Here is a 12,219-nt window from a genome sequence, read left to right as displayed (position 1 = left end):
GATAAGGATGAATTAATAAAGCCTCTGTTCATAGTAAATGAAACTACTTACTATTTGACTCAATCAACTATAGCAAAGAAATTTGCAATTTTAGATTTTACAAATTCATTCGTGCTACAATTAGACCTATATCCAATTGATTTTTCCAATGATACAATGAATTACTATCATGAGGTTAATATGCATTACTACGATAAAAATAATTGTGAACCCTTTAATACGAACTTGAAAATATTTATGAAACAAAATTATAACATGCTTTTTCCTAGCTTTTATGATTTCATTAAGTTAGTAATTGAATCCTACGATAACAACCAATAGACTTCCCAAATAGAAAAGTTTGATAAGCAGACCACATACTTATGCGATAAACATTAAGAAGAGTATAAGTAGATTTACGTTTCACTTATTTTAAGATTATACAGGGAATGTTTATTGTAAGGCTCGGTTTTCTTTTTTTGAAAACATATCCTTTGTTCACTGAATTAGTCGAATCGTAAAATTCTTTGAGTCCATGATGTATAATTTATTTCCGTCCGATACAATCCCAGTTGGTTTATCAAACAAGGCACTACTGAATACCGAGTTGTTAGTATACCCCCCCGCTATTGCAGTAGACGGTCCTGATAAAGTAGTTACGACTGCGGTTGCGATCACAATCTTTCGAATCACATTATTAGTCTTATCAGCTACAAATAGATTGGTTCCATCAGTCACGAGATATATTGGATCATTGAAAGATGCTGCAGTGCCAAGAATTTAATTTTAACAAATAAACAGAAAGGAATTTTGTTTTTATCTGAAACTATTTCCGGAAAAACGCATGATATAACAAATGCACGTGATACCGATTTCATCAGTTCGATACCAAAGGATATTTCTTGTCTTATGGATAATGGATTCGAAGGCATTGAAAAAGATTATCCAAAGGCAAATATCGTTAAGCCGAAAAAGAAACCAAAAGGTAAAGAACTTAAACCCATCGACAAAAAGAAAAATAAGCTCATAAGCAAGAAAAGAGTTTTAATTGAAAATACAATAGCTGGAGTTAAACGCTTTAGTATTACTACCAATGTTTTTCGAAATATTAAAATCGGATTTTCAGAATTAGTTTTCTGGATTTCGTGTGGACTCTGGAATTTACACCTAGGTTTTAAGAAGCGTATTTTAAAATGAATTTTTCAACAACTCTAATAGGCATTTGACAGAATTTTTAGAATTTCAACCAGTCCTATTACAAATAAACCTATCAGGGAAATCTAATCGGAGATGAACCATTCAGGGTAGAGAATCGAAGAAGAGCTATCTGGATTTCTCCAATGCATCCTTCACTTCCCTAATAATATCCTCTATATGTTCAAGTCCAACCGAAATTCGAATAAGTCCTGGTGCAATGCCAACTAACGCACGCTCTGTATCTGTTAATTTTGAATGCGTTGTTGAAGCTGGATGCGTTGCAATTGTGCGAGTATCCCCAAGGTTTGCTGTGTGTGAAAACATTTCAAGTGAGTTTAAAAATCTTCTACCTCTCTCAATTCCGCCTTTTACAAGAAAGCTTACAATACCTCCGCCTAATTTCATTTGTCTTCTAGCTAATTCATTTTGAGGGTGAGAAGGTAAGAACGGGTAAATAACTTTAGCCACATCGGAGTGAATTTCCAAGAATTCAGCCAATTTTAATGCGTTATGCGAATGACGCTCCATACGAATTGCGAGTGTTTCGAGACTCTTAGAAAGAATCCAAGCATTCATAGGAGAAAGAGAAGGACCTGTGTGTCTGGCAAAAAAACGGATTTCTTGGATTAAATCTTTTCTACCTACAATGACTCCACCGATTGCTCTACCTTGCCCGTCCATGTATTTGGTTCCTGAATGAATAACCAAATCTGCGCCATACTGAATTGGTTGCTGCAAATATGGGGTGCAAAAACAATTGTCAACATTCAAAATTAAATTGTGTTTCTTGGTTAATTTTCCAAGCCACTCTAAATCTATTAAATCTAGTGAAGGATTGGAGGGAGTCTCTACAAATACCATTCTAGTATTTTTTTGAATGAGAGCTTCCCAATCTTCGGGTTTTGCAATATCCGCATAGGTAAACTGAATTCCAACTCGAGGAAATATTTGAGTTAGAATTTGATGAGTAGACCCAAAGACTGATCTTGAGACAAGAATATGATCTCCTGATTTTAAAATTCCCGCAAGACTTGTATAAACCGCAGACATACCGGAAGCAGTAGCGATTCCATCTTCTGCTCTCTCCAATGCACATACTTTTTGCACAAACTCACTGTTATTCGGATTGGAGAAACGAGTGTAAATATTTCCAGGAATTTCATCTGCAAAAAGAGCCCTTGCTTGTTCTGCATCCTCAAAAGTAAAACTAGAAGTCATATAAATGGGAACGCTATGCTCTCTATTTTCAGATTGCTCTGTTTGTATTCGAATTGCTTTTGTCTCAAAATTTTCTGATTCAGGATAATTCATATTTGCCTCTCAATTAAATACTTGTATGAGATTTTTGCAGTCTTCTCAAGAGTCTTTGAAACAGAACAGTATTTATCTAAACTGAGTTCAATAGCTCGCACCAATTTTTCTTCCTCAATATCCCCTTTTACAGAAAAATTTACTACGATATCAGTAAACAAATTAGCATCTTTTCCAGTTTCTCGCTCACCATCGACAGTGACCTTGAAATCATGGATTGTAAATCTTTGCTTTCGTAAAATATTAATTACATCAATGCTTGCGCAACCAGCAAGTCCCATGAGGAGAAGCTCCATTGGTCGCACACCTTTATCTGTTCCTCCAATTTGCGGAGATGCATCAATGTGAATGGAATTTCCTGTTTGATTCGTTGCTTCAAAATGATAGGGTTCGTTAATACGCTTTAATTCTACTTTCAATTTCTATATTTCCTTTGCAGAGTTTCTTTTTGCCATGGATTCGACGCGCTTAGCTTGCTCACCATAGGCGCCGGTACCGAGACGCAGAGTTTTCTTTTTTGGTCTTTTATAGAATTTAAATATGAATTACAATGTCAAAGTTTTTTTAAAAAAGATAATAATGATTGACTTTCATATTTTTGCTACAGAGTCCGATTCAATAAGGTAAAATATATTTTCGCACTTACCTTATTGTTTCAGTGATTCTGTGGCAAAAATTTTTATTATAGACCTCCGAAGTCGTAAATTTTAGGTGCTCCACCACCTTCAGGAATAAAGACATGAATAGGAGCGGGTAATCCATTTATACCTTCTTTCTTTTTAACAAAGTATTTATCTCTTCTTCCTGTTTCGGCTGTTTCTTTGAATCCTATTGTTGATACAGATCCCTTATGCACATCACCAAGTTCTACTGGATTTTTATAAAGCTTTATCATATTGACGGCTCGCTTATAAGAAAATTGTTTCACATTGGAAAACAAATCTTTCTTGTCTTTGGTTTTTAAACTATCGTGCACTAAGGGTAAAATAGCCTGTAACCGCTCAGCTTCATCTGCAATTGTAAGAGCATTCATAAACTCTCCTACTAATTTAGCTGCGGCAGGATCAGGCTCAATTTTTTCAATCGCAAACAAAGGCGAAAGGAGAAAACTGAATAATAGAATTAATATATTTTTTCCATTGAATTACCTCGTAATTTTGTTCGAATACCATACAGTTATTAAAAAGTTAGTCAAGTAATTTCTGATAGGTTTACAAAATATAGACCACCTGCTTGCACTGTCCTTTGTTGAATATGCAACATCGGGTTGTTTGAATATGCGTTTATGGGTGTTTTCTTTACCAGTGGTTATATTAATCAAGTATACTAATAAGTTTTCATTTATACAATTAAGCTGGCTTGGAGTGCAAGTGGATAGAGTCCTCTCTCGAAGTGGATACTCAGAGTTAGGTGAAGGAAAATCGGAAATTGTAAAAGTTTTCCTACTCTAATTTATTTTTTCTTTGAGTCCCCATTTAATTTTTTTTTCTTTTTCTGATAATTTAACCCATAAAATTTTACTATTTATTTCTAATTCATAATCCCACGGTTTAATATTTTTTGGTCTAGGTTCTATATGAGCCGGCAAATGAGGAGTTATAGAATTATTTCTTATCCAAGTATCAGATATTTCTTTAAATTCTGTCCATCCTAAACCTATATCAGTTAATTGCCAAAAGGTTTTATCTGCTAACTCAAAAATTAACGACACTCCATTATTTACTTTTACATCCCAAACAGCAATTAGTAATTCTTTTGTATTTAGTTTTCTTTGTGTTTGTATCTCGTCCCAATTTTTACCATTAAGTATTTCGTTTAAAGATTCTTGTAAAATTGCATCTGGAAGATTCAATTTGGAGGCTAAAGAATTGGCTGTAGTATCTAATTGTGAGTCTATACTTTCAAAAAAATTTATATAGTCATTTTCTAATTCATCTAATAAAATGACTATTTTATCTTCATTAAATAAATAGTTTACCTTTTCAAACCAAAAATGATGAGCCAAATAATTTCTTTTTTTAACTGCTATGTCCATTTGATTTTTAATTTCATCCGGTAAATCTTTTTTCGTCTCAATATAGATTTGATTAAATGTTTTATAGAAAGAATAATTTAATTTTTCCTCAATTCGCCCATTTACAATATGTTCACTAGATTCAAAAGAACTAAAAGTAAAAATATTACATAAATTCCGATGAATACATTCTGTTAAGTAATAAGCTAAACCAAATTTTGCATAGACGTCTTTCACTAATTCATCAATCATATTAACAGTAATTCCTCTAAAATTTTAAAAACTCTTTGTAGTTCTCGATTTTCTTTCGCATAACGTTAAGAGTATCCGACATGACTTTAAAACTCGAAAGAGCGGTAGCACCTTTTGAGTTTTAAAGTCATGTCTCCAAGCCGACCAACTACTAGCATTGTCCTGTAACAGTAGTAAAGGCACCGAACTTGCATGAGTCTGACAAGAAAACTACAAAGTGTGGCTAACACAATTATACCGGCTCGGAGCAAGAAGCCACATCTTCTCTTGGCTTCGCAGTGGCTCACTCTTTGTTAGGTGCAGATGCAATTACTATATAAAGCGTTCATTTTAAACCTTTAAATTTTTCTACTTTCGAATTAAAAAGATTATTAGGAAACATCCTAATAATTGCTGCCTCAAGATTATCAATAAAATGTGTATCCACCTTATACGCTGAAAAATAAACGGCAATATCATGTAAAAAAACTTTTGTTACTTTAATTTGTCTTTTCTTTTCTTCTTCCGCATTGAAGCGATTAATTTTAAGGTGTGGGACACATTTTATAGTCTGACTACTCCTGTCACGGTTATAAGCAAAATTCATTTCTTTCCATAAAGTTTGATCTTTTGCCTTCCCAACGTAAATTGAATTTCCTCTTGAATCATAAAACATGTAAATTCCATAGTGACTATTTAGTTCATTGCGAAGCGCTTCTTGATTTTCTTTTTTTTTATCTAAAATTTCATAATTCTTTCCTTGACTGGATTTCATTTGATCGATAGGAAAAAAATCAATTACTGGCGAAACAATTGTTTTTGTATGAGCAGTTTTAGATTTTTCGAGAACTTCATATATAGAACGAATAGTAAGACCTTTTTTTCTCCAATTCACAATAGCAGGTTGAGTTATTCCTAGAAAGTCTGAAATGCTAGTGTCAGTATCTTTATTGTATTTAGTTTGGCATAATCAATAAAATCAGTCCCAATAATAGTATTTCGCTCTTTTTTAATTATTGATTTCATAAAATTTTTGATAAGTGTTTTTGATAGTTTACTTTTTTCCCAATTTCCGACAGTAGCAGCATTGATTCCGATTTTTCTCGACAATTGTAAATTATTATCTGCTGAATAAGTCTCTTTAAGTAACTCTACTAATGCTAGTCCATCTATTTCTTCCATAGTTTTCTCCTTTTTATTGTACGCTAATTGTAATTACACGACATCTATTTGATTAAACCGCTAAGCATAAAACATCAATGCGAGTCATTCTTTCCTTCTTCGTGAACTTCGTGTTCTTCGTGGTAAATAATCTTTCTTTCCATCTTCGTTTCTTTGCCCAATAGATTTCTCACGCTCGGCAATATTTCCCTGAAAAAACCAGTAGCATACGCGAGGTTCGAAATGACCGGGGTAACAGCTTCCAACACATCGGTGTTCAGTCCCCCCTTCGCTCCAAGTATTCGCGACCAACGCATGTCCATCGGTGGTAATCTTGAAAAGTTCCTACTACTTATAAAAGCCCCCAATATCAAGCTTCCTTTTACTTTCCTTTGTATCTAGGATACTATTAAGGATAATATCAACAATACTATCAAAGATACTAAAAACGCCGATTTGAGTATCTTTGATAGCCTACTTGAGATTATTACTCCTATTATACTTCATGCATCAGCAACTAAAAGAAAAGATACGGGTAACACTCTGTATTGGTTATACTGGCGGTAATCTCTGTTTTTTCCCTTGACTCTTTGCTTAAATCTTAAAGTTTGCTTATTAATATGAATGAACACGAATTAGAGCATAACGAATTAATTGACCAACGAATTGAGAAAGTAGAAGAGCTTAAGAAATTAGGAATCAATCCCTACCCGATCCGTTTTTTTCCTGACAGTCATTCCAAAGAGTTAATTAATAATTATACTCTTATAATGAATGAAAACGAAACCCTCCAAAAAATGGAGAAAGAAAAAACACCAGACGTTGATGTTAGTAAGGTTCATATCATTCACAAACTTGCAGGTCGAGTTCAATCCAAACGAATCATGGGCAAAGCTAGCTTTGCACATTTAAAAGACCGTGACGGCATAATACAATTATACGCTTCCGAAAAAGATTTGGGAGATACTCAGTATCATATTTTTAAGACTCTCGATTTAGGGGATCAATTAGGTGTAGAAGGATATTTATTCACAACAAAGACTGGTGAAATTTCTATACATGTAACTAAATTCCAACTCTTAGCAAAATGCATTCGCCCTCTTCCAATCGCAAAAGAAAAAGACGGTGTCGTGTTTGACGCATTTGCAGACAAAGAGCTAAGATACCGTATGCGCTATGTTGATTTAGTAGTAAATGATCATGTGCGCGAAACATTCATTATGCGCAGTAAAATCATCGCTGAAATTCGTAACTTTCTTACGAAAGATGGATTTCTCGAAGTAGAAACTCCAATGATGCAATCAATTGCAGGTGGTGCGGCAGCAAGACCTTTCGCGACACATCATAACGCACTTGATATGCAATTGTTTTTAAGAATTGCACCTGAGCTTTATCTTAAACGACTAATCGTAGGCGGAATGGATAGAGTCTTCGAACTCAATCGTAATTTTAGAAACGAAGGAATTTCCATTAAACACAACCCGGAATTCACAATGATGGAAGCTTATATGGCTTATGGTGATATGGAAACAATGCTACAACTTTGCGAAAGAATGATAGTGCATGTAGCCAATGCGATTGGTAAAGGTTTAAAATTCAAATACGGACAGGATAATATTGATTTAACCCCACCTTGGAATCGTAAGACATACGTTGGTATCATCAAAGAATATTCTGGAATCGATTTTTCTACAATCAAAACATTAGACGAAGCAAAAGAAAAAGCCAAGAAAATCGGAATCAAATGTGAGGAAACAACTTCCATTTGGAAAATTGCTGACGAAGTCTTTTCAGAAAAAGTAGAGCCAAATTTAATTCAGCCAATCTTTATCACTGATTTTCCGAAAGAGCTTTCCCCATTGGCAAAATCCAGAGAAGATGATCCAAACTATGTTGAACGATTTGAGCCCTATATTGTAGGACGCGAAATCGGAAATGCTTTCTCGGAGCTAAACGATCCATTCGATCAAAAAGCACGTTTCGAAGAGCAAGTGAAAATGAGAGAAGAAGGTGATGACGAAGCATTTATGATGGATAGTGATTATATTCGCGCACTGGAATATGGAATGCCTCCAACAGGTGGACTTGGAATCGGTATTGACAGACTTGTCATGCTACTCACTGATTCCGCATCCATTCGGGATACTATCTATTTTCCGCTCATGCGACCGGAATAAACTAAAACTTAAACTTCTTTATGATAGATTCGAGCTTGATTGATTCTTGTTTGAATCGAGCCGATCTATCATTTAATTCCTTAGAAATATCAATGAACTCATTTGAGTTTTCGCGGATAACGCCAAACGAGTCCTTGATTTTCAGATTTGCATCATATTGACTCATCGAATAGCCTTTAATTTCTTTCGATAATTCATCTAGCTCTTGAATCTTTTTATTCGAATTTGCAATGCTTTCTGTTTGATGGACAAATTCTTCTGCGACTAGATTGATACGCTTCGTATTCACTTCAATTGCTTCAAACATTTGCAAAAGATTAGAACTTACTCCATCCATAGAAAGAGAACCCTTATGAATAATGGAAAGATTTTGAGAAATTAATTTTCTGACATTTTCCGCCGCGAGCGTTGAGCTTTCTGCAAGCTTTCGAATTTCCTGGGCTACTACCGCGAAACCTCTTCCCATTTCTCCCACTCTTGCTGCTTCAATGGAAGCGTTAAGCGAAAGAAGCTGTGTTTGATCGGCTATTTCATTGATAGTTCCGAGTATATCAGAAATTCCTCTTGCACTGGAATTAATCTCTTCCATATTAACTTTAATCATTTCAAGTGATTCATGGCTTTGTTTAATCTGAGTAGCCGATAAATTTTGTTCTTTACGAATAGAGTTTATATCGGAGTTCATTTTCTCGATTGAGTCAGTCAGTTCATTCATTCTAGAAGATGCTTCATCGGAAAGGAGAGCTTGCTTCTCTGAATGACGTCCCACATTCCCTGAATTCTCGGATAGATTTTCTAGCGAATAATAAGATTTATCCACAGATTCAATTTGATTTTTTGAATTGGTAAGAATTAAATCAGCCGATTCACTGAGGCTCTTACTAGAAAGTCTTAATTCATCTGAGGAGGAGCTTAATTCTTTTAGTGTTTCTCGAAACGATTGAATCGAGTGATTCATTGAATTATATAACTCCCTTAATTCTCCTGTAACACCATGCGGTCTAAGGCTAACAGTTAAATCCCCCTTCGATACAAGATGTAATATATCCACAAGTTTACTCAATGGCTGATTCACCATTTTATTTGTAGAATAATAAATAATTCCTACGACCATACTAACACCAAGAATCGCTAAGAATAAAAATATATATTTTAGTTTTGCTGTAAATTCTTCTTCTTTCTCAATAGACATTACCATATTGAGAGCGCCAATCACTTGACCTTCCTTTACTCTATGACAACCCAAGCAATTAATTCCAAGCCTATCCGTCTTTGCAATATAAGGAACGATGATCCTGATTTCAGGTCCTGATTTTCCTTGAATTCTTTCTGAAAAAATTTCACCTTTCTCCAATACAGATTTTTCTTTTTCATCTTTGGGTTCTTTAAAATCGAGAGGTCTATTAAAAACTTCGTTGACGTATTTCGAGCGGATCGTGTAAATATCCCTCATCCCATCTAGCTTATTACTCTGCTTCAAAAGAAATTCGCTTTTTTCCATTTCATTGTTTAGCATCAATAAATTCAATCCATTCATGACTGAATTGGCGGTATGAACTGCTTGGTCTTTTACGATTTCGTCTGTATGATAGTTCTGAATAAAAATTCCGATGACGACTGCAAACCCCCAAAAAACCGCCAGCGTTGTTCCAATAATTAGGTTAAGCCTAGTGCTAAGTTTCATACAATGTAATTTATTAGGCATATCATTTCATTCAAATACTAATTACACCCAACTCATTTTAACTAGATATTTTTTTATTAACATATAGACTCGTTCGAAGTGCAATTTACAAAATAATCTTGCACTTCTGTCTCATCTGCCCATTCATTTTTTTTAGCTGACAATATAGTTATACCAAAAACTGTATATCATAGGCGCGAAATTGCGCTCTTTTATCTTAAATCAGGAATGTATTATGAAAATTCACGAATACCAGGCAAAAGAAGTATTACGCAGACACAAAGTCAGCGTTCCATTCGGTGTAGTCATTGAAACAAAGGAAGAAGGACTAAGGGCATATGAAGAAGTCTCTAAACATTCTCCCATCGTTGTAGTAAAAGCGCAAATCCACGCAGGTGGGCGAGGCAAAGGTGGTGGCGTAAAAGTTACTAGGACCAAGATGATGCGTTAGCCGCTATAAATAAAATTCTGGGAATGCAACTTATCACTCACCAAACAGGTCCCGAAGGAAAAAGAGTTCTGAAAGTTTATCTAGAACAAGGCATTGATATCGATAGAGAGTTTTATATAAGCTTGCTATTAGATCGTTCCGCAAAAAAAGCAATTGTAATGGCTTCCCGCGAAGGCGGTATGGACATTGAAGAAGTAGCAGAAAAACACCCTGAAAAAATTACCAAAATTGAAATTGATACGGGAGTTGGAATTCAGCCAAACCAGGCACGTGAAATAGCTTATAGTCTAGGTCTTAATTCGGAAGCAGTCAAGTCAGCAGTTCCATTCTTTACTGCACTCTATGAAGCTTATATGAAAGAAGATTGTTCACTCCTCGAGATAAACCCTCTTATCCTCACAAAGCAAAATCAAATCGTAGCTGGCGATTGTAAAATGACCTTCGATGATAACGCAGCCTATCGTCATCCAGAAAATATGGCTTACCATGATAAGACCGAAGAGGATCCTTTAGAATTACAAGCAGCCGAGTTTCATCTAAATTATGTAAAACTAGATGGCAATATTGGTTGTATGGTAAATGGTGCTGGTCTTGCGATGGCTACGATGGACATTATTAAACTAGCCGGTGCAGAGCCTGCTAACTTCCTAGATGTTGGCGGTGGGGCTAATGTTGTTACTGTTACGAATGGATTTAAAATCATATTAGGAGATCCTAATGTAAAAGCAATCTTCGTAAATATCTTCGGTGGTATTGTCCGATGTGACCGTGTTGCACTTGGAATCTTAGAAGCTGCCAAAGCGGTTAATATAAAAGTTCCGATCATGGTTCGTTTAAAGGGCACTAATTCAGAAGAAGGCAAGAAAATTCTAGCAGACAGCGGATTAGCAATCATAGTCGCAGACGAATTACTTGATGCAGCAGAAAAAATCCCAAAATTATTGGGTAAATAATTACTAGGAAAAAACAATGTCAGTTTTATTAGATAAAAATACTAAAATCGTAGTGCAAGGAATCACTGGAAAAGAAGGCTCATTCCACACAACTCAAATGATTGAATACAACACTCCCTATGGTTCAAAAGTTGTAGCAGGAGTAACTCCAGGAAAAGGTGGAACATTAAGTGATCATGGCGTTCCTGTTTTCAACACATTAAAAGACGCAATGAAACAAGAAGGAGCTAATGTAAGCGCAATCTTTGTTCCTCCTGCTTTTGCTGCTGATGCAATCCTCGAAGGGATATTTGCCGGAATTCCTCTTATTATCTGCATCACAGAAGGCATTCCAGTTCATGATATGACTAGAGTGTATAACGTTCTAAAAAGCTCTAAGACTAAATTAGTGGGTCCAAACTGTCCGGGTGTTATCAGTCCGGGTAAGTGCAAAATCGGTATTATGCCTGGCTTCATTCACAAAGAGGGGCGAATCGGTGTTGTCTCCAAGTCAGGAACTCTAACCTATGAAGCAGTCGGTCAATTAACAAACGTTGGTCTTGGTCAATCCACTTGTATCGGTATCGGCGGAGATCCAATCATTGGAATGAGCCATATTGATGCACTCGATCTTTTAAATAAAGATCCTGATACAGATGGAATTATCATGATTGGAGAGATCGGTGGAACAGCAGAAGAAGAAGCGGCTGCTTTCGTTAAGGCTAACATTAAAAAGCCGATAGTCGGTTTCATCGCAGGTCAGACTGCACCTCCTGGAAAACGTATGGGGCATGCTGGAGCAATTATCACAGGTGGTATGGGAACAGCACAATCTAAAATGAATGCTATGAAAAATGCAGGCATTCACGTTTGTGTTTCCCCTGCCGACATGGGCTCAACCATGAAAAAAGTTTTAGGGAAATAGACTTGACTTGACCTCACCCCAAATCTTTTAGTTCTTGTAGAATTCCTAGAAGTCCTGGCTTCGCCTTTAAGGAGGGAAGGGCTACTTATTAGAATCTGACAATACAAAAAGATGTGGGGTTAGGTGAGGTAGAAGGAGAATTATGAATTTTAGAATT

General features: G+C 35.6%; 13 protein-coding genes and 1 pseudogene (1 of these 14 cut by a window edge). 5 read left to right on the top strand and 9 right to left on the bottom strand.

Going from position 1 to position 12,219, the window contains the following annotated elements; genetic code table 11:
* Positions 1-321, top strand: the 3' portion of a protein-coding gene (locus IPH52_07560; GenBank protein MBK7054899.1) for a hypothetical protein. It extends 39 nt beyond the left edge of the window; the window shows 321 of its 360 coding nt (coding positions 40-360); its start codon lies off the left edge, out of view; the stop codon is at positions 319-321.
* Positions 322-477: 156 nt separating this feature from the next.
* On the opposite strand, the gene IPH52_07555 is transcribed toward IPH52_07560, so the two are convergent.
* Positions 478-717, bottom strand: coding sequence for a hypothetical protein (locus tag IPH52_07555; protein MBK7054898.1), 240 nt, complete (start codon positions 715-717; stop codon positions 478-480).
* A 15-nt stretch (positions 718-732) separates the two neighbouring features.
* On the opposite strand from IPH52_07555, the gene IPH52_07550 reads away from it, so the two are divergent.
* Complete coding sequence (locus IPH52_07550) at positions 733-1,176, top strand: transposase (protein MBK7054897.1); 444 nt, start codon at positions 733-735, stop codon at positions 1,174-1,176.
* 126 nt (positions 1,177-1,302) lie between these two features.
* Here the strand turns inward: IPH52_07550 and IPH52_07545 are convergent, their stop codons facing one another.
* The 7 genes from IPH52_07545 to IPH52_07515 all read right to left on the bottom strand — a co-directional run bounded on the left by IPH52_07545 (position 1,303) and on the right by IPH52_07515 (position 6,210).
* A complete protein-coding gene (locus IPH52_07545) occupies positions 1,303-2,487 on the bottom strand; it encodes an aminotransferase class I/II-fold pyridoxal phosphate-dependent enzyme (protein ID MBK7054896.1) in 1,185 nt (394 codons plus the stop codon).
* Positions 2,484-2,906, bottom strand: a complete 423-nt coding sequence (locus IPH52_07540; GenBank protein ID MBK7054895.1) for an OsmC family protein — start codon at positions 2,904-2,906, stop codon at positions 2,484-2,486. The genes IPH52_07545 and IPH52_07540 overlap by 4 nt, the downstream gene beginning before the upstream one ends.
* Before the next feature lie 263 nt (positions 2,907-3,169).
* Positions 3,170-3,520 carry a hypothetical protein gene (locus IPH52_07535; GenBank protein MBK7054894.1) on the bottom strand — a complete coding sequence of 117 codons (351 nt, stop codon included), beginning with the start codon at positions 3,518-3,520 and terminating at the stop codon, positions 3,170-3,172.
* A 414-nt stretch (positions 3,521-3,934) separates the two neighbouring features.
* Positions 3,935-4,753 carry a hypothetical protein gene (locus tag IPH52_07530; GenBank protein ID MBK7054893.1) on the bottom strand — a complete coding sequence of 273 codons (819 nt, stop codon included), beginning with the start codon at positions 4,751-4,753 and terminating at the stop codon, positions 3,935-3,937.
* A 325-nt stretch (positions 4,754-5,078) separates the two neighbouring features.
* Positions 5,079-5,627: a hypothetical protein gene (locus IPH52_07525; GenBank protein ID MBK7054892.1), complete on the bottom strand. Its 549-nt coding sequence runs from the start codon at positions 5,625-5,627 to the stop codon at positions 5,079-5,081.
* A gap of 20 nt (positions 5,628-5,647) precedes the next feature.
* Positions 5,648-5,914: a hypothetical protein gene (locus tag IPH52_07520; GenBank protein MBK7054891.1), complete on the bottom strand. Its 267-nt coding sequence runs from the start codon at positions 5,912-5,914 to the stop codon at positions 5,648-5,650.
* 74 nt (positions 5,915-5,988) lie between these two features.
* Positions 5,989-6,210 (bottom strand): hypothetical protein, encoded by a 222-nt coding sequence (locus tag IPH52_07515; protein ID MBK7054890.1) that lies wholly within the window; start codon positions 6,208-6,210, stop codon positions 5,989-5,991.
* Between the two features lie 303 nt (positions 6,211-6,513).
* Here IPH52_07515 and lysS point away from each other — a divergent pair, with 303 nt between their 5' ends.
* Entirely contained in the window at positions 6,514-8,070 is a 1,557-nt protein-coding gene (gene lysS, locus IPH52_07510; GenBank protein MBK7054889.1) for a lysine--tRNA ligase, read from the top strand.
* Position 8,071: 1 nt separating this feature from the next.
* Here lysS and IPH52_07505 read toward each other — a convergent pair whose 3' ends face one another.
* Positions 8,072-9,754, bottom strand: a complete 1,683-nt coding sequence (locus IPH52_07505; GenBank protein MBK7054888.1) for a methyl-accepting chemotaxis protein — start codon at positions 9,752-9,754, stop codon at positions 8,072-8,074.
* Positions 9,755-9,989: 235 nt separating this feature from the next.
* Here IPH52_07505 and sucC point away from each other — a divergent pair.
* Positions 9,990-11,158 (top strand): annotated as a pseudogene (sucC, locus tag IPH52_07500) (ADP-forming succinate--CoA ligase subunit beta).
* Positions 11,159-11,174: 16 nt separating this feature from the next.
* Positions 11,175-12,062: a succinate--CoA ligase subunit alpha gene (gene sucD / locus IPH52_07495; protein ID MBK7054887.1), complete on the top strand. Its 888-nt coding sequence runs from the start codon at positions 11,175-11,177 to the stop codon at positions 12,060-12,062.
* Positions 12,063-12,219 lie beyond the last annotated feature (157 nt).

It is taken from the genome of Leptospiraceae bacterium (assembly GCA_016708435.1).
GTDB lineage: Bacteria > Spirochaetota > Leptospiria > Leptospirales > Leptospiraceae > UBA2033.
Note: the sequence above shows the minus strand (reverse complement) of the source record. Positions and strands in the feature narration are given on the sequence as shown.

Excerpts from the sequence above, each read along its gene's own strand:
- IPH52_07545 (MBK7054896.1), bottom strand. The coding sequence starts at position 2,487 with ATGAATTATCCTGAATCAGAAAATTTTGAGACAAAAGCAATTCGAATA.
- IPH52_07535 (MBK7054894.1), bottom strand. The coding sequence starts at position 3,520 with ATGAATGCTCTTACAATTGCAGATGAAGCTGAGCGGTTACAGGCTATT.
- IPH52_07530 (MBK7054893.1), bottom strand. The coding sequence starts at position 4,753 with ATGATTGATGAATTAGTGAAAGACGTCTATGCAAAATTTGGTTTAGCT.
- IPH52_07520 (MBK7054891.1), bottom strand. The coding sequence starts at position 5,914 with ATGGAAGAAATAGATGGACTAGCATTAGTAGAGTTACTTAAAGAGACT.
- IPH52_07515 (MBK7054890.1), bottom strand. The coding sequence starts at position 6,210 with ATGCGTTGGTCGCGAATACTTGGAGCGAAGGGGGGACTGAACACCGAT.
- lysS (MBK7054889.1), top strand. The coding sequence starts at position 6,514 with ATGAATGAACACGAATTAGAGCATAACGAATTAATTGACCAACGAATT.
- IPH52_07505 (MBK7054888.1), bottom strand. The coding sequence starts at position 9,754 with ATGAAACTTAGCACTAGGCTTAACCTAATTATTGGAACAACGCTGGCG.
- sucD (MBK7054887.1), top strand. The coding sequence starts at position 11,175 with ATGTCAGTTTTATTAGATAAAAATACTAAAATCGTAGTGCAAGGAATC.